Genomic DNA, 17,179 nt, shown 5'->3' on the forward strand with positions numbered 1-17,179 from the left:
CGCCGCCCCCCCGCGTGCCCCACGCTCGCCTCCCCCCCCCCCCCCCCCCCCCCCCCCCCCCCCCGCGGGCCGCCCCCGCCCCCCGCCCCCCCCCGCCTCTGCGTGGTTCCGCCGCTGCCTTCAGGGCCCTAGCTGAAGGAGTCGCCGCAGGCGCAGGAGCCCGTGGCGTTCGGGTTGTCGATCGTGAAGCCCTGCTTCTCGATGGTGTCGACGAAGTCGATGGAGGCGCCGCCCAGGTACGGGGCGCTCATCCGGTCGGTGACGACCTTGACGCCGTCGAAGTCCTTGACGACGTCGCCGTCGAGCGAACGCTCGTCGAAGAAGAGCTGGTAGCGCAGGCCCGAGCAGCCGCCGGGCTGGACGGCGACGCGCAGCGCCAGGTCGTCACGGCCTTCCTGCTCCAGCAGGCCCTTGACCTTGGCTGCGGCGGCGTCGGACAGGAGGATGCCGTCGCTCACGGTGGTGGTCTCGTCCGATACGGACATCTGCTTCTCTCCCGGGTTGTACGGAGACTGCTTGCCGACGTTGCAACCGACGGGACCTCGGATTCATTCCGAGCCGAGCGCTTGCCTGTTCCATTCATGCTCGCACACCGGCCGTCCCGGCGGATGCGTCACATCGACACTATGGCCATCGTCAAAGTGACGTGAACGGGATATGATAGATAGCGTCAATTAGACGAAAAGGCATTTCTGCAGAGAAGAAAGGGTGCGTGACGTGACCACGGCCCACCCCGTCCAGGATCTCGACGTCCAGCCGACGCCCCTCGCCCTGCTCCTGCTCGGCCGCGAGGCCGACCCGAGGAGCGAGCGCGGCGTCGAGTGCCCCGGCGACCTCCCTTCCCCGTCCGACCCGGACCTGGTGGAGCGTGCCCGCGCGGCCAAGGAGAAGCTCGGGGACAAGGTGTTCGTCCTCGGTCACCACTACCAGCGCGACGAGGTCATCCAGTTCGCGGACGTCACCGGGGACTCCTTCAAGCTCGCCCGGGACGCGGCCGCGCGCCCGGAGGCGGAGTACATCGTCTTCTGCGGCGTGCACTTCATGGCCGAGTCCGCGGACATCCTGACCACCGACGACCAGAAGGTCGTGCTGCCGGACCTGGCGGCGGGCTGCTCCATGGCCGACATGGCCACCGCCGAACAGGTGGCCGAGTGCTGGGACGTGCTGACCGAGGCCGGGGTCGCCGAGCAGGTCGTGCCGGTCTCGTACATGAACTCCTCCGCCGACATCAAGGCCTTCACCGGCCGGCACGGCGGCACGATCTGCACCTCGTCCAATGCGGAGCGGGCGCTGGAATGGGCCTTCGAGCAGGGTGAGAAGGTCCTGTTCCTGCCCGACCAGCACCTGGGGCGGAACACCGCGGTCCGGGACATGGGCATGTCGCTGGAGGACTGCGTCCTGTACAACCCGCACAAGCCGAACGGCGGCCTGACCGCCGAGGAGCTGCGCGACGCGAAGATGATCCTGTGGCGCGGGCACTGCTCGGTGCACGGGCGCTTCTCGGTCGAGTCCGTCGCCGACGTGCGCGAGCGGATACCGGGCGTCAATGTGCTGGTCCACCCGGAGTGCAGGCACGAGGTCGTGGCGGCGGCGGACTACGTCGGCTCGACGGAGTACATCATCAAGGCCCTGGAGGCGGCCCCGGCCGGCTCGAAGTGGGCGATCGGCACCGAGCTGAACCTGGTGCGCCGCCTGGCCAACCGGTTCGCGGCCGAGGACAAGGAGATCGTCTTCCTCGACAAGACGGTCTGCTTCTGCTCGACGATGAACCGGATCGACCTGCCGCACCTGGTGTGGGCCCTGGAGTCGCTGGCCGAGGGGAACCTGGTCAACCGGATCGAGGTCGACCCGGAGACGGAGAAGTACGCGAAGCTGGCGCTGGAGCGGATGCTGGCGCTGCCGTAGCGGGTGCCGCTTGCGGCACGGCCGTGAGGCCCGGTCCACCGTTGGACAGCCGGTGGGCCGGGCCTTCCGCTCGCGTACGGGTACGGAACCTCCCGAGCCGACCGGTTTCCTCCATATGGCACTCGAACAGCCCTCTCCGTAATTACGCTGTTTTATCCACGGCAGCAGCGCACATTCACGGGGGTACGGCGCCACATGACGTCTCGCAGCCGGGTCGACGACATGGTGGTCGTCGTCCCGGGCATTCTCGGCAGTCGGCTGGCGGACGCGGACGGGCACGAGGTCTGGGGCCTCTCGGGCCCGGCCCTCCTCCGCGGGATCCGTACGTTCGGCCGGTCCGTCAAGGGCCTGGCGCTGCCCCCGGACCTGGGCGACGAGCACCCGGGCGACGGTGTGCGCCCGCTCGGTCCGATGCGCGACCTGCACGGACTGCTGGGCATCGGGACGCTCGTGGACGGCTACGACGGCTTCCTGAAGTGGCTGGAAGACAACTTCACGCTCCGGCGCCGGGGCGAGAAGGGCGAAGCGGACGCCCCCGCCAACCTGATCGACTTCGCCTACGACTGGCGGCTGTCCTGCCGCTGCAACGCGGACCGGCTGGCCGAGCGGGTGGACGAGGAGCTCGGCCGCTGGCGAGCCTCGGCGCCGGAGCGGGCGGAGGCCCGGGTCGTCTTCGTCTGCCACTCGATGGGCGGCCTGGTCACCCGCCAGTACGTGGAGCGGTGCGGCGGCGCGGAGGTGACGCGCCGCGTGATCACGCTCGGAACCCCGTACCGGGGCTCCCTGGACGCCCTGCTCTCCTTGGTCAACGGGGTGGGCCCGGCCGGTATCGGCCTCACCGCGTTCGCCCGCAGCCTTCCGTCCCTCCACCAGCTCGTCCCCGACTACGCCGCGCTGATCACCGCGCCGGGCGAGCCGCTGCGATACGCCCGTGAGGCGACCGGCCTGCCCGGGGCCGACGCGGCACTGCTCAAGGACGCCGCCCGCTTCCACGAGGCGCTGCGGGAGTCCGGGGCGGGGGCGGCGTACGGAGTGGAGTACGTACCGATCAGCGGAGTGCTCCAGCCGACCCCGACCACCGCCGAGGTCCAGGGCGAGAAGCTGACCGGACTGCTCACGATCGACGGGACCGACGAGGGCGGCGACGGCCGCGTGCCCAGGCTCTCCAGCGCCCACGTGGGCGTGGCGCGGCGGCCCGCGTACACGCCCTGGGAGAAACACGGCTCGCTCCAGAACAACACGGCGCTGCGCCAGGCCCTCTACAACTGGCTCACCCCCGACCCGCCGGTCCACCGGGGCCCGGAGGTCGCGGACATCCCGCTGGTGGTGGACGCCCCGGACGCGATCACCGAGGGCGAGGTGTACGAGCTGCGGGCCACGGTCCCGCCGGACATACGGGGCCACGACCGGGTGGCCGTCTTCGCGGCCGCCGGGGGCGGACCGGTGCGGACGCTGAACAACCTGGGCGGGGGCCGTTACGTGGCACGCCTGGCCGGGCTGCCGGCAGGGCCGCACCGGGTGCGGGTGAGTACGGGGAACGCGGGCCATGTCGTGATGACCGCGCTGGTGCTGGTACTGGAAGGCGGGGCGGACAATGGTGCGTGAGGCGGGCGTGGCGGGCGACGACGGACGCGAGCCGGTGGGGACGGCGCTGTGCGTGGCGTGCGAGGAGTACGCCGACAAGCGGAGCTTCCCCCCGCTGACCGGGGCGGTGGCCCAGATGGAGGGGATCGCCGGACTGCTGGAGGGCCTGGGGATCGCGGCGCATGTGGTGGGCGGCGGGAACCCGTCCTGGGCGACCTTCGACGAGGCCCTCACCACCTGGAGCGAGGGCCGGCGGAAGACGGGGGCGGCGAAGCCCGCGATCATCATCTGGTCGGGGCACGGCGTGCTGATCGACGACGAACTGCGCCTCGCGCTCTGCGACCTGGATCTCGACGTCGAGCAGGTGGCTCGTGACGCACGCGCCCTCAAGCGGGGCGTCTCGGCCGAGACGCTGGTCAATGACGCGGTGGCGTCGGGCGCCGGCCAGATCCTGGTGATCATCGACACCTGCCACGCGGGAGATGCGGTGGGCCGGGGCCTGGAGAAGGCTCTGCGGCGTTGGGAGGCCACATCCACGCCGCCCGGCCAGGTCAAGTGGTTCGGGATCATGGCGAGCTGTCGGCGCAACGAGACGTCGGACGGCAGCGGCCCTCTGCTCACCGCGTTGGCGGAGGTACTGAAGGCCGGCCCTGCCACCACCGAGTACCGCTCGGCGTGGAGCGCCCACAACGCGTCGGTCAGCGGCCCGGACCTGCTGGCCGCGCTGGGTGAGCGATGGCGCGGAGAGGGGCAGACACCGGTGCCCGCCACCCTCGGCACCGGGCGGCCGGTCTTCCCGAACCCGCGCCATGTACCCGGGGCCCCCGCCCGGCTGGTGGAGCACCTGGTGCTCGCGGCGCGCGGGGCCGGGTACCGCGAGGAGGGCTGGTTCTTCACGGGCCGGAAGGAGGTGCTGGGTCGGATCGCCGCATGGCTGGAGGCGGACGAGGCCGGGCTCTTCCTGGTGACCGGCCCGGCGGGCTGCGGCAAGTCGGCCGTGCTGGGCCGGATCGCGACGCTCACCGATCCCGTGCAGCGGAAGGAGACCGAGGCACACGGGGGCCTGCGCGAGGACGACCCGGACCCGGGCCTCCGCCCCGACCGCTCCCTCGCCTCCGTGCATCTGCGAGGTCTGAGCCCTCTCCAGGCGGCCTCGGAGCTGGCCCGGCAACTCGGACTGCCGGAACCCCGCAACGCGGACGACTTCCGGGGCGAGCTCCGTGAGTTGTCCCCGCAGCCGGTGCTGGTGCTCGACGGCCTGGACGAAGTACCCGCCGAGCACCTCCGTGCCGTGATCGAGGAGCTGGTCTTCCCGCTCAGCCGGACGACCCCGGTCCTGCTCGGCTCCCGCGACCGTGCGTTCCGCAGCCGTATCGAGGAGGACGGGCAGGGGAACGAGACCCTGCCGGACGCTCTGGCCCGGCTGATCGGTACGGAGGTCACCACGGCGGACCTGGAGCGGGAGCCGCACACGCAGGAGGACATCGGTGAGTACGTGTTCCGCCGGTGCGCGGCGGCCGGTGTCCCGGAGGACCGGGCGCGGGAGGCGGGCGATGCGGTTGCCGCGCGTGCTACGGCGGTGGGCGGCGGGTTCCTGTTCGCCCGGCTGGTGACGGGCTCGCTGCTGGCAGGGGGTTATGTCGCCGAGGAGGACCAGTGGCCGGCCGGTCTGCCGGGCTCCATCGAGGCCGCGTTCGAGGAGGACTTGCGGGCCGGGCCGGTACGGGTCCTGGCGGACGGCACCGAACTGCCGTCCGCCGCACGGGATCTGCTGACCGCGCTGGCGTGGACGGTCGGGCGCGGCATGCCCGCCGGGGGCGTGTGGGAGGAGGTCGCCGGAGCGCTGGGCGGCGGTGACGTGTCGTACGACGACAGCGACGTGGACTGGGTGCTCTCCGCCTACGGCCATTACATCGTCGAGGACTCCGAGGACGGACAGGCGGTGTACCGCCTGTACCACCGCGAGTTCGTGTCACATCTCGCGGACCGGGAGGGGCCGGGGCACGCCGAGGCCGGAGAGGTGGCGTTGGCCGCGCTCATCGCGCACGTCGAGCGGCGAGCGGTGGGCGGCGACTGGGGGGCCATCGACCCGTACGTGGTGCGGGGGCTGGCGCGGCACGCGGCGCGGGCGGGTGCACCGGGGATCGGGATGCTGCGGGGGCTGGTGGAGCGGGGCGGGGCGAGCGCGGCGCTGTTTCTGGCCGAGGCGTTGCATCGCTTCTCCGAGCGGCTCGGGACGGAAGGGGATCTGGACGGTGCGCTGGGTGCAGCGCGGGAGGCGCTGTCGCTGTGGGAGGAGCTGGAACGAGAATCTCCCGGAAGCCATCGGACCGCGGTGGCCCGTGCCCTGATGAATGTCTCCGCCCGCTGCGCCGGCACCGGCGACCTCGCAGGGGCTCTGGCACCCGCACGGGAGGCAGTCCTTGTCCAGCGGGCGCTGGCCGATTCCGGGGCCGACGGCACGCTCCCGGCTCTGGCGGACTCCCTCAGCGCCCTCGGCAACCGCCTCGCAGGCGTCGGCGACCAGGAAAGCGCACTCGATCCGGCGCGGGAGGCCGTACGCATCTACCGCGAACTCGCCACGCAAAGCCCAGCGGCCTTCCGCCTGGGTCTCGCCCGTACGCTCACCAACCTCGCGGCGCACCTGGGTTCCGGCGGACAACACCGGGCCGCGCTGCCGCACGCGAAGGAAGCGGTCGGCATCTACCGCGAACTCGACGCGCTTCACCCTGGCGCATTCCTGGGCGACCTCGCCGCCGTCCTCACCAATCTGGCAGGCAATCTCCGCAGGACCGGCGCCCACGCGGACGCACTGCCGCCCGCAGAGGAGGCGGTCCGCATCCGGCGGGCCGTGGCCCGAGGCCACTCCGGCGCCCTGCTCCCGTTGGCCCGCTCCCTGAACAATTTGTCCGCGCACCGCGCCGACGCCGGGGACCGTGAGGGGGCCCTCGCCTCCGCCCAGGAGGCGGTACGCATCTGCCGAGACCTCGGTTCGCGCCATCCGACCGCGTTCCTGCCCGGTCTGGCCGACGCCCTCACCAATCTGTCACAGCGAATCTCCGCCACCGGAGACCCCAAGGGGGCGCGCGCCCCGGCTCAGGAGGCCGCACGCCTGTACGCCAAGCTGGCTGCGGAGCACCCCGGCGCGTTCCGGGCGGATCTCGCGCTGTCCCTGAACACCCTGTCCGGAACATTCCCCGCCGGAGACCGGGAATCCGCCGTGGCGTTGATGCGAGAAGCCGTACGCATCCAGCGCGAACTGGCCGCGGAACAAACGGCCGCACACCTCCCGGCGCTCGCCGACTTCCTCCACAACCTCGCCAAGGCGCTCGTCGCTGCCGGGGAGCCCACGGCAGCCCTGCCCCAGGCCGAAGAAGCGGTCAGCGTCTGTCGCCGCCTCGTCCTGCGGGACCCGGGCGCTTCCTCTGCCAAGCTCGCCACGGCGCTCTGCCACCTGGGCAGCAACCGCGCTGTCGTCGGCGACGTCTCAGGGGCGCTCGCATCGGCCCGAGAAGCCCTCGCCCTCCAGCGTGAACTCGCCGCACAGCAGCCTGTCTTCCGCCTGGACCTTGCCGCGACGCTCAACAACCTGGCCAACCACCTCAACGACACCGGGGACCCTGCCGCCGCGTTGCGGGCAGCGGAGGAATCCGTTGCCATCCACCGCGAACTCACCGCACAGAACCCTGCCGCCTTCCGCTCCGGCCTCGCCTGCGCCCTCACCCCTCTCGCGGAGAGTCTCGCCGCCACAGGCAGTCCGGAGCAAGCACTGTCACCAGCGCACGAGTCCGTACGGCTCTGGCGTGAACTCGTCGCCGACCAGGCCGACACTTTCCTTCCCGATCTCGCCACCGCCCTCAACAACCTCGGCGTGTACCTGGGGCAGAACCGCGACTACGACGGGGCGGTGACCACAGCGCGGGAAGCCGTCGCCATCCGGCGGAGCCTGGCCATGGCGAGTCCTGGCGCCTTCGAGACCGTGTTCGTCACCGCTCTCGACAACCTGGCCGAGGCTCTCACCCGCACGGACGGCCACACATCGGCGATCTGCGCATTCGACGAGGCCGTGGAGGGTTTCGCGACGGTCCACCCCGCAACCGCCCGCCGCCTCGGCGTCGAGCGCGGCGTCTTCCTCCTGTCCTGCCCCGCCCCCTGGGCCGAGGCCGGCGTACGTGAGCTGGTGGCGTGCCTGCACAAGGCCCCCGTGGGGACGGGAGGGCCGGACCCCGTGACCGTACGGGCCCGCCAGGCGCTGCGCGCGTACGGCGATCCCGACGCGGTCCGCACCGCGTGGGAAGAAGAGACCTTCGCCCCCGCACCGGCCTGGCTCGCCCTGTCGCCGGAGACTCTGGACCTCGTCAGTTCCTGGATGTTCGCGCCCAACTGGCCCCAGTCACGCGACGTCTGGTCCCGGAATGCGGAAGTGCTCAAGCGCGAGGAGACAGCGACAGCCCTCGAAGAGCTGGCACTCCTGGACCCCCGCACCGCACAGCAGCACGCCGCGCTCCGCGAGGCCGTCCTCGTCCACGGCGTGACCGCCGCCTACGATCCGCTGATCCTCGCGGAGCAGGTGGCGGAGTGGGTGGACTGCGACACCTGGGCGGAGTCACGGGTCTTCCTCCAGGACCACCCCCGCATCCTCCAGGCCCAGCCGTCCGAGGCCACCCCGCTCGCGCACGTCGCCGTCCTCGATGTCGCCCGCACCGAAGGACTGGACGCCGCGTACCGCCTCGTCGAGGACCGCGACGCCCTCCAGGCGTACGTGGAAAGGGCGTTGGCAGCCGGGGACGGCAACGCACTGCTGCACGCGGCGGCCGTCGAGGGGCAGGTCTTCGACGACATGCTGTCCTCCCTCACCCACGCCCAGGCGGGCATGGTGCTCGCCGGAGCCGTCGAGGGCGTCGAACCGGACGAGCTGGCCACGCTCCTCGCCCGCGCACCCGAGGAGACCCGTGCCCGGCTACTGAGGGAGATCCTCGCCCTCAGCGTCCGGCACGCCCACCCGCACGGCGAGACGTGGCTCCGGATCGTCCAGGCTCTCAGCGGGGCCGCCTGACGCTCACCGCCCCGCAGCCAGCCTGCGCTCCCGCCGCTCCAGCAATTCCCATGGGGGCGAATGCGTCGAGATCAGCGACGACTTCCCCGGCGTCGTCCCCGTACGCGACAGCAAGAACCCCGCCGGCCCGGCGCTCGTCGTCCAGGCCGCGGCCCGGGGCGCGTTCCTCCTCGCTCACGTAGCAGCAGCGCTCAAGCCGCAAGCGGACAACCCGAAGGGGCCTGTCCCACACGCTCGTGCGGGACAGGCCCCTCGTCATGCCAGGCGGGTCAGGCCTTCGCGGGCTCCGGCTCCTCGACGGTGGAGTCCGCCGCCTCGGCCGGGGCCGACACGCCGGCCTTCCGCGCCCGCTTGATGGCCTTCTTCTTCGCGCGGCGCTCCTTGCGGAGTTCCACCATCGCGTAGAGCGTCGGCACCAGGAGCAGCGTCAGCAGCGTCGAGGTGACCAGACCGCCGATCACCACCACCGCGAGCGGCTGCGAGATGAAGCCGCCCTCGCCGGTGACGCCGAGCGCCATCGGGAGCAGGGCGAAGATCGTCGCCAGGGCGGTCATCAGGATCGGGCGGAGCCGGTGGCGGCCGCCCTCGACGACCGCTTCGACGATGCCCATGCCCTGCGTCCGGTACTGGTTGATCAGGTCGATCAGCACGATCGCGTTGGTGACCACGATGCCGATCAGCATCAGCATGCCGATCATCGCCGGGACGCCCATCGGAGTGCCGGTGATCACGAGCAGGCCGATCGCGCCGGTGGCCGCGAACGGGACGGAGACCAGCAGGATCAGCGGCTGGATCAGGGACTTGAAGGTCGCCACCAGCAGCATGAAGACGATCGCGATCGCGGCCAGCATGGCCAGGCCGAGCTTCACGAACGCGTCGTTCTGGTCCTCGGAGACACCGCCGATGGTGGCGGTGGCGCCGTCCGGGAGCTTCAGCGCGTTGATCTTCGTCTGGAGCGAGGCACCGACCGCGCCGGTGTTGTCACCAGTGGGCTTGGCGGTGATGGTCGCGGCGCGCTGGCCGTCGATCCGGGTCATCGAGACCGGTCCGGGGACCAGCTCGACGTCGGCGATCTGACCGAGCTCGACCGGGCCGAGGGAGAGGTTCTTCAGTTCGGCCATCGTGGTCGCCGGGTGGGCCGACCTGATGACGATGTCCCGCTCGGTGTCGTCCATGATCGCCTTGCCGGACGGGGTACCGCGCACCGCTCCGGCGACGGCCGCGCCGAGCGTGGTCTGGTTGAAGCCCGCCTCCGCGGCCTTGGCGTTGGCCTTGACCGAGATCCGCGGCACGCTCTGCGCCAGGTCGCTCTGGACGTCGGTGACGTCCTTGAGCCCGGCCATCTCGGCCCGTACCTCTTCGGAGGCCTTCTTCAGGACGTCCGCGTCGGCGGCCTTGACCACGACGCTGAGGTCCTGGCTGCCGAAGCTGCCGCCCGCGGAGATGGTGGTGTCGCCGATGCCGTCGAGCTTGCCCAGCTCCGTGTCGAGGCGCTTCTGCACGGCCTCGGAGTCGCCCGCGTCCTTCAGGGTGATCTGGTACGAGGCCTGGTTGGAGCCCGTACCGCCGCCGAAGGCCGCCATGAAGCCGGAGGAGCCGACGGTGACCTGGTAGTCCTTGACGCCCTTGTCGTCGGCGAGGACCTTCTCGACCTTCTTGGCCGCCGCGTCGGCGGCCGCCAGGCTGGTGCCGGGAGTCAGCTCCTGCTTGATGGAGAGGACCTCCTGCTCGCCCTGGTCGAAGAAGTTGGTCTTCAGCAGCGGAGCCATGCCGAAGGTGCCGAGCAGCACCACGCCGGCGATGACGATGCTGGTGATGCGGCGCCGGGTCGCGAAGCCCAGCACCGGGACGTACAGCCGCTGGAGCCGGCTGCCGGCTTCCTTCTCCTCGGCCTTGCGCCGGGCCTCGTCCGGGTTCTCGGTGCTGCCCTTCGGGGCGCGCAGGAACCAGTACGACAGGACGGGGACGACGGTCAGCGAGACCAGCAGGGAGGCCAGCAGGGCCGAGGTGACGGTCAGCGAGAACGAGCCGAAGAGCTCGCCGACCATACCGCCGACGAGACCGATCGGCAGGAAGACGGCGACCGTGGTGAGGGTCGAGGAGGTGACCGCGCCGGCCACTTCCTTCACCGCGGTGATGATCGCCGACTGGCGCTCCTCGCCGTAGCCGAGGTGACGCTTGATGTTCTCCAGGACCACGATCGAGTCGTCGACGACTCGGCCGATCGCGATGGTCAGCGCGCCGAGCGTGAGCATGTTGAGCGACAGGTCGCGGGTCCAGAGCACGATCAGCGCGAGGACCACGGAGAGCGGGATGGAGACCGCGGTGACCAGGGTCGAGCGCAGCGAGGCGAGGAAGACCAGGATCACGATGACCGCGAAGAGGAGACCGAGCGCGCCCTCGGTGGTCAGGCCGGAGATCGCCTTGGAGACGGCGGGGCCCTGGTCGGAGACGACGGTCAGTTCGGCGCCCTTGCCGAGGTCCTTGCGGAGGTCGGGGAGCTTGTCCTTGACCGCGTCCGAGATGGCGACGGCGCTGCCGTCCTTGTCCATCGTGGCCATCACGGCGAGGCTCGGCTTGCCGTTGGTACGGGTGATGGAGACCGCGGAGGACGGCTCCTGCTTCACCGTGGCGATGTCACCGACGCGGACCGGCTCGCCGGGCTTGCCCGTCGCCGGGTCCTGGCCGGTGACCCGCAGGTCCTCGATCTGCTTCAGGGAGGTGAAGGCGCCGCCGACCTGGACGGTGCGGCTCTTGCCCGACTCGGAGAAGGAACCGGCGGGGACGGTCGCGCCGCCCGCCTGGAGCGCCTGGGAGAGCGTCGTGGCGTTCAGACCCGCGGCGGCGAGCTTCTTGTCGTCGGGGGTGATGGAGACCTGGAGGTCCTGGACGCCGTCGATGCTGACCTGGCCGACGCCGTCGATGTCCTCCAGTGCGGGGACGACGGTGCGGTCCAGCTGGTCGGCGAGCGCCTGCTGGTCCTTGTCGGAGGTGACGGCGAGGACGACGGTCGGCATGTCGTCCGTCGAGCCCGCGACGACCTGCGGGTCCACATCGTCCGGAAGCTGGGCGCGGGCGCGGTTCACCGCCTGCTGGATGTCGGCGACGAGCTGCTTGGTGCCCTCGCTGCCGAAGTCGAAGGTCGCCATGATGACGGCGTTGCCCTCGCTGGCGGTCGAGGTGGTACCGGTGACGCCGTCGACGGCCTTGATGGAATTCTCGAGCGGTTCGACGACCTGCTTCTCGACCACATCGGGGGACGCACCCTGATAGGGGGCGAGCACCGACACCATCGGGAGTTCGATGGTGGGCAGCAGCTGCTGCTTGAGCTGCGGGATCGCGATCGCTCCGAATACGAGGGCGACGATCGAGATCAGTCCGATCAGGGCCCGTTGCGCGAGGCTGAATCTGGACAGCCAGGACATGGGTGGGTCTCTCTTCTGTGGCTTACGCGGCAGATGGGCGGGTTACTGGGGACAGACCCGACCCATCCATACGATCGCTCACCCGCAGGGGCTCGGGCGTCGGCCCAGGGTCGCTTTCTTATGCCGCGCATACCGCAGGTGGAGTACGCCGTATCTCCACCTGTCACTCCACCCTGGGGCGCACCAGGCCCGATTCGTACGCTATTACCACCAATTGAGCCCGGTCCCGTGCGCCCAGCTTCGCCATCGCCCTGTTCACATGCGTCTTGACGGTGAGCGGGCTGACGACGAGCCGCTCGGCGATCTCGTCGTTGGAGTGGCCGCCCGCGACCAGGACCAGCACCTCGCGCTCGCGGCCGGTGAGCGCGTCGAGCCGCTCGGAGTACTCCGCGGCGCTCGGCCCGTCGCCATCCGAACTGCCGCCCTGCGCAAGGAAGGTGGCGATCAGGCCCTTGGTCGCGGCGGGCGAGAGCAGCGCCTCGCCACCCGCGGCGACGCGGATGGCATTGAGCAGTTCCTCCGGCTCCGCCCCTTTCCCGAGAAAGCCGGACGCCCCGGCCCGTAGCGACTGCACCACGTACTCGTCCACCTCGAAGGTGGTGAGCATGACGACCCGCACGTCCGCCAGTTCCGGATCGGCGCTGATCATGCGCGTCGCGGCGAGTCCGTCCGTACCGGGCATCCGGATGTCCATCAGCACCACGTCGGCGCGGGTCGACCGGGCGAGCTCGACGGCCTGCGCGCCGTCCGCCGCCTCGCCGACCACCTCCATGTCGGACTCCGAGTCGACCAGCACCCGGAACGCGCTGCGCAGCAGCGCCTGGTCGTCGACGAGCAGCACCTTGATGGGCGGTGTCATGCGTTCTCCCCCGTCCGGCCCGCCGCGTCCGGCTCCTCCGGCTCTGCCGCACGGGCCTTGACGGGCAGGATCGCATGGACCCGGAATCCGCCGCCGTAGCGGGGCCCCGCGGTGAGGGAGCCGCCGAGTGCGGTGACCCGTTCGCGCATGCCGAGGAGGCCGTGGCCGCCGCCGTCGCCCCCGCCGTCGCAGCAGCCCCCGCCCGAGCCGTTGTCGATGACGGTGACCTCGGCCGTGGCCCCGACCCGTACGACGCTCACCTCGGCCTTCGCGCCGGGGCCCGCGTGCTTGCGCACATTGGTCAGCGCCTCCTGGATCACCCGGTACGCGGCCAGGTCCACGGCCGCGGGGAGCGGGGGCCGCCGGTCGGTGCAGGCCACCTCGACCGGGAGCCCGGCCCGTCGGACGGTGTCCACCAGTTCACCGAGGACCGCGAGCCCCGGCGCCGGTTCGGTCGGTGCCTCCGGGTCGCCGGACTGACGCAGCAGCCCGACGGTGGCCCGCAGTTCGTTGAGCGCGGAGCGGCTGGCCTCCCGGACGTGGGCCAGCGCCTCCTTGGCCTGGTCGGGGCGCTTGTCCATGACGTGGGCGGCCACCCCGGCCTGGACGTTGACGAGGGCGATGTGGTGGGCGACGACGTCGTGCAGATCGCGGGCGATCCGCAGCCGTTCCTCGGCGACCCGGCGCCGGGCCTCCTCGTCGCGGGTGCGCTCGGCCCGTTCGGCACGCTCCCTGATCGCGTCGACGAAGGCGCGCCGGGAGCGGACGGCGTCCCCGGCCGCGCCGGCCATGCCGGTCCAGGCGAAGACGCCGAAGTTCTCCTGGCTGTACCAGGGCGCCGGACCGAAGAGCATCGCGGCCGCCGTCAGCGCGGCCATGGTCAGCAGGCCGACCCGCCAGGTGGTGGGCCGGTCGGTGCGGGCGGCGACGGTGTAGAGCGCGATGACGGTGCTCATCACCACGGGCGCGGGCGGGTCGGACCTCACCAGTTCGACGACCGTCAGCCCGGCCGTGACCGCGAGCACCGCCATGGGATTGCGCCGCCGCCAGATGAGCGCCACGGCACCGAGCATCATCAGGCACACGCTGCTCACCTCGGGCGGGCGGGTGCCGAAGGTGGGCCCGTTCGGTGTACGCGGATGGACGAACGACCCGATGCTCATGGCCGCGAGTACGGCCAGGGCGAGCACGGAATCCAGCGCGAGGGGATGGTCGCGCAGCCAGTGCCGGACGCGCAGAACCCCGGTTCCGAGGGTGGTCACGTCAAGCTACGTTACGGCGTGTCGCGCGGGAATCGGTCCGGATTGTACGGAGAGAACGGTACGGAGCGCCCCGACCCGCAAGGGCGCCGCGCCGCGGACACGGCCGTGCCCCGTGGCCGGCGGACCGGACACGGGGCACGGATTCGCGCGGGTGCGCGCAGGTGCGAGCGGGTGCTGGAGTACGACCGGCGTCAGCCGGGGATCAGGCCGTCGTCCCGGAGCATGGCGCGCACCTGTTCGAGGGTCGCGTCGGACGACGGGAGGATCAGCTCGGACGGCTCCAGGGAGTCGTCCGGCAGGGGCTCTCCGAGCTCGCGCACCCTGGCGAGGAGCGCGTGGAGAGTGGAGCGGAAGCCGGGACCGTCGCCTCTCTCCACCTCGGCGAGCAGTTCGTCGTCGAGCTCGTCGAGCTCGGCGAGATGACTGTCGGCCAGTACGACCTGGCCCTCCCCCATGATCCGTACGATCATGACGCTGCCTTAACTCTTGTCGAACCTGTGCGGGGACTGCGACGACTGCTGCTGCGCCGCGTCCTGCGGGCCGCCCTCGATCGCCTGCTGCTGGGTGGAGCCGCCGGCCAGCTCGGCCTTCATGCGCTGCAGCTCCAGCTCCACATCCGTACCACCGGAGATCCGGTCCAGCTCGGCGGCGATGTCGTCCTTCGCCGTCCCGGTCGGGTCGTCCAGGGCGCCGGAGGCGAGCAGCTCGTCGATCGCGCCGGCCCGCGCCTGCAGTTGCTGGGTCTTGTCCTCGGCCCGCTGGATCGCCAGGCCGACATCGCCCATCTCCTCGGAGATCCCGGAGAATGCCTCGCCGATCCGGGTCTGCGCCTGGGCGGCGGTGTAGGTGGCCTTGATGGTCTCCTTCTTGGTACGGAAGGCATCGACCTTGGCCTGCAGCCGCTGGGCCGCGAGAGTGAGCTTCTCCTCCTCGCCCTGCAGCGTGGTGTGCTGCGTCTCCAGGTCGGTGACCTGCTGCTGGAGTGCGGCGCGCCTGGACAGCGCCTCGCGGGCCAGGTCCTCGCGGCCGAGCGCGAGCGCCTTGCGGCCCTGGTCCTCCAGCTTGGACGACTGCCCCTGCAGCTGATTCAGCTGCAGCTCCAGCCGCTTGCGCGAGGTCGCCACATCGGCGACACCGCGGCGCACCTTCTGAAGCAGCTCCAGCTGCTTCTGGTACGAGTAATCGAGGGTCTCGCGCGGATCCTCGGCCCGGTCCAGGGCCTTGTTTGCCTTCGCGCGGAAGATCATCCCCATACGCTTCATGACACCGCTCATGGGCTTCGCGCGCCCCCTTCTGACGGACTGAGCTCCAGCACTCCAACAGAACCCACAGTACGGGCCCTGCCTCTATTACCGCACTGTTCGAGCACAGATGTGCTCCTCCCCAAGGACGACTGCACCCGGTCACCACTCCGGCCCAGGGAGTAGGTGGCGGTCGGGGAAACGGTGGCGGCGCCCCCGCGGAACCCGTGGGGACACCTGCGAGGACGCGGGCCGTTGCCGGATCGTTCCCGACCGGCCTGGGGTCGCGGCGATCGAACCCGTACCCTTGGGCCTTGTGTTCCGTAGCCGTTCGAAGGAAGAGAAGGCGCCCACCGGCAAGGTGACGGCGGACCTCTCCAAGCAGCCCCGCGACCCGCAGGCCCCCAAAGGTCGCCCCACCCCCAAGCGCAGCGATGCCCAGTCGCAGCGCCGTCGTGCCTCCAGTGGCGCGCCGCTCGACCGCAAGGAGGCCATGAAGCGGCAACGCGAAGCGCGCCGTGTCGACCTGGCCAAGCAGCGCGAGGCGCTCGCCAGTGGCGACGAGCGCTATCTGCCGGCTCGCGACAAGGGCCCTGTGCGGCGCTTCGTCCGCAACTACGTGGACTCGCGCTTCTGCATCGCGGAGTTCTTCCTTCCGCTCGCCGTGATCATTCTGATCCTCAGCGTGATCCAGGTGCAGAACATCCAGAACATCTCGCTGCTGCTCTGGCTTGTCGTGATCGTGCTGATCGTCGTCGACTCGATCGGTCTCGCGTTCCGCCTGAAGAAGCAGCTGAACGCGCGCTTCCCCGATACGCCGAAGCGCGGCGCGGTCGCCTACGGTCTGATGCGTACGCTTCAGATGCGTCGGCTCCGGCTGCCGAAGCCGCAGGTCAAGCGCGGAGAGCGGCCCTGAGTACGGACATCTCCGCCTCGGCCGGCGGTCCGTCCGCCGGCCTGCCGGGCGGCACCGCCCCCGTTGCCGTCACCGGATTTTCGGGAGCCTCCTCGGCGTGGCTGAAGGGGCTCGGCGGGCTGCGCAACACGGTCCGCCAGGAGCTCGTCGCCCGCCAGCTCGACGAGCAGATAGCCGCCCGCTTCCCGGTCGGGCAGCGGCTGCGCGTCCTGGACGTCGGTATGGGCCAGGGCACCCAGGCGCTTCGCCTGGCCAGGGCCGGGCACACCGTGACGGGGCTGGAGTCCGATGCCGAGATGCTGCGGGTGGCCCGCGAGTCGCTCGGCAGCGAGCCGGCGGGCATCCGCGAGCGGGTCCGGCTGATCGAGGGCGACGGCCTGGACACCGGGGTGCACTTCCTGCCCGGCAGCTTCGACGTGGTGCTCTGCCACGGCGTCCTGATGTACGTCCGGGAGCCGGACGCGATGCTGGCCGGCCTGGCCCGGATGCTGGCCCCCGGCGGGCTGCTCTCGCTGCTCGTACGGAACGCCGACGCGCTGGCGATGCGCCCCGGGACGGCCGGGGACTGGGACACGGCGCTGGCCGCCTTCGACACGGCCACGTACACCAACCGGCTGGGCCTCCCGGTACGGGCCGACCGGCTGGACGCCCTGACGGCCACGCTCGCCGGAATCGCGGCGCCCCTGCACACCTGGTACGGGGTCCGCGTCTTCACGGACAACGTGAGCAACGACGTGGAACTGCCGGCCGCCGCCGAGCTGGAGCGGGTGCTGGCCGCCGAGGACCGGGCCGGGCGGACGGACCCGTACCGCGGGGTGGCCGCGCTGCTGCATCTGTGCGGGGTGCGGGGCTAGAACCACTCGTCCGGGCCGGGGCCGGACGGAGGCGCGGTGCCCGGTCGGCCGAACCCAGCGGGCCACCGGGAGCACCA

11 protein-coding genes and 1 pseudogene are annotated in these 17,179 nt (G+C 71.3%); 6 read left to right on the forward strand and 6 right to left on the reverse strand.

All coding sequences use genetic code 11. From position 1 onward, the window contains the following. Positions 1–128: 128 nt before the first annotated feature. On the reverse strand, positions 129–485 hold the full coding sequence (locus tag ACIOMQ_RS20670; protein WP_030933606.1) for an iron-sulfur cluster assembly accessory protein: 357 nt from the start codon (positions 483–485) through the stop codon (positions 129–131). A gap of 223 nt (positions 486–708) precedes the next feature. Here ACIOMQ_RS20670 and nadA point away from each other — a divergent pair, with 223 nt between their 5' ends. The 4 genes and pseudogenes from nadA to ACIOMQ_RS20690 form a co-directional block, all read left to right on the forward strand. Then, positions 709–1,905 (forward strand): quinolinate synthase NadA, encoded by a 1,197-nt coding sequence (gene nadA, locus ACIOMQ_RS20675; protein ID WP_362204384.1) that lies wholly within the window; start codon positions 709–711, stop codon positions 1,903–1,905. 195 nt (positions 1,906–2,100) lie between these two features. Continuing rightward, the gene (locus ACIOMQ_RS20680) at positions 2,101–3,510 is read left to right on the forward strand and encodes a hypothetical protein (RefSeq protein WP_401757945.1); all 1,410 of its coding nucleotides are present in this window, start codon (positions 2,101–2,103) and stop codon (positions 3,508–3,510) included. Beyond that, positions 3,500–8,545 carry a tetratricopeptide repeat protein gene (locus ACIOMQ_RS20685; protein WP_402189743.1) on the forward strand — a complete coding sequence of 1,682 codons (5,046 nt, stop codon included), beginning with the start codon at positions 3,500–3,502 and terminating at the stop codon, positions 8,543–8,545. Before ACIOMQ_RS20680 ends, ACIOMQ_RS20685 begins: the two co-directional genes overlap by 11 nt. A 22-nt stretch (positions 8,546–8,567) precedes the next feature. After that, positions 8,568–8,714: pseudogene (locus tag ACIOMQ_RS20690) on the forward strand (DUF397 domain-containing protein); the annotation flags it as partial. 100 nt (positions 8,715–8,814) lie between these two features. Here the strand turns inward: ACIOMQ_RS20690 and ACIOMQ_RS20695 are convergent. The 5 genes from ACIOMQ_RS20695 to ACIOMQ_RS20715 form a co-directional block, all read right to left on the reverse strand. Next, entirely contained in the window at positions 8,815–11,970 is a 3,156-nt protein-coding gene (locus tag ACIOMQ_RS20695) for an efflux RND transporter permease subunit (RefSeq protein WP_362204375.1), read from the reverse strand. A 163-nt stretch (positions 11,971–12,133) separates the two neighbouring features. Continuing rightward, positions 12,134–12,829: a response regulator transcription factor gene (locus tag ACIOMQ_RS20700; protein ID WP_362204372.1), complete on the reverse strand. Its 696-nt coding sequence runs from the start codon at positions 12,827–12,829 to the stop codon at positions 12,134–12,136. Beyond that, positions 12,826–14,091, reverse strand: coding sequence for a sensor histidine kinase (locus ACIOMQ_RS20705; protein WP_402189745.1), 1,266 nt, complete (start codon positions 14,089–14,091; stop codon positions 12,826–12,828). The genes ACIOMQ_RS20700 and ACIOMQ_RS20705 overlap by 4 nt, the downstream gene beginning before the upstream one ends. 191 nt (positions 14,092–14,282) lie before the next feature. Then, entirely contained in the window at positions 14,283–14,561 is a 279-nt protein-coding gene (locus tag ACIOMQ_RS20710) for a hypothetical protein (RefSeq protein WP_362204366.1), read from the reverse strand. 9 nt (positions 14,562–14,570) lie between these two features. After that, positions 14,571–15,353 (reverse strand): PspA/IM30 family protein, encoded by a 783-nt coding sequence (locus tag ACIOMQ_RS20715; RefSeq protein ID WP_093893567.1) that lies wholly within the window; start codon positions 15,351–15,353, stop codon positions 14,571–14,573. A 295-nt stretch (positions 15,354–15,648) separates the two neighbouring features. Between ACIOMQ_RS20715 and ACIOMQ_RS20720 the strand changes: the two genes are divergently transcribed. After that, on the forward strand, positions 15,649–16,248 hold the full coding sequence (locus ACIOMQ_RS20720) for a DUF3043 domain-containing protein (RefSeq protein ID WP_362204564.1): 600 nt from the start codon (positions 15,649–15,651) through the stop codon (positions 16,246–16,248). Positions 16,249–16,367: 119 nt separating this feature from the next. Continuing rightward, positions 16,368–17,102: a methyltransferase domain-containing protein gene (locus tag ACIOMQ_RS20725; RefSeq protein WP_362204561.1), complete on the forward strand. Its 735-nt coding sequence runs from the start codon at positions 16,368–16,370 to the stop codon at positions 17,100–17,102. The last annotated feature ends 77 nt before the right edge of the window (positions 17,103–17,179 follow it).

Origin of the sequence: Streptomyces sp. NPDC087845 (genome assembly GCF_044742755.1) — a bacterium.
Classification (GTDB): domain Bacteria; phylum Actinomycetota; class Actinomycetes; order Streptomycetales; family Streptomycetaceae; genus Streptomyces.

Excerpts from the sequence above, each read along its gene's own strand:
- ACIOMQ_RS20670 (WP_030933606.1), bottom strand. The coding sequence starts at position 485 with ATGTCCGTATCGGACGAGACCACCACCGTGAGCGACGGCATCCTCCTG.
- ACIOMQ_RS20715 (WP_093893567.1), bottom strand. The coding sequence starts at position 15,353 with ATGAAGCGTATGGGGATGATCTTCCGCGCGAAGGCAAACAAGGCCCTG.
- ACIOMQ_RS20700 (WP_362204372.1), bottom strand. The coding sequence starts at position 12,829 with ATGACACCGCCCATCAAGGTGCTGCTCGTCGACGACCAGGCGCTGCTG.
- ACIOMQ_RS20685 (WP_402189743.1), top strand. The coding sequence starts at position 3,500 with ATGGTGCGTGAGGCGGGCGTGGCGGGCGACGACGGACGCGAGCCGGTG.
- ACIOMQ_RS20680 (WP_401757945.1), top strand. The coding sequence starts at position 2,101 with ATGACGTCTCGCAGCCGGGTCGACGACATGGTGGTCGTCGTCCCGGGC.
- ACIOMQ_RS20695 (WP_362204375.1), bottom strand. The coding sequence starts at position 11,970 with ATGTCCTGGCTGTCCAGATTCAGCCTCGCGCAACGGGCCCTGATCGGA.
- ACIOMQ_RS20710 (WP_362204366.1), bottom strand. The coding sequence starts at position 14,561 with ATGATCGTACGGATCATGGGGGAGGGCCAGGTCGTACTGGCCGACAGT.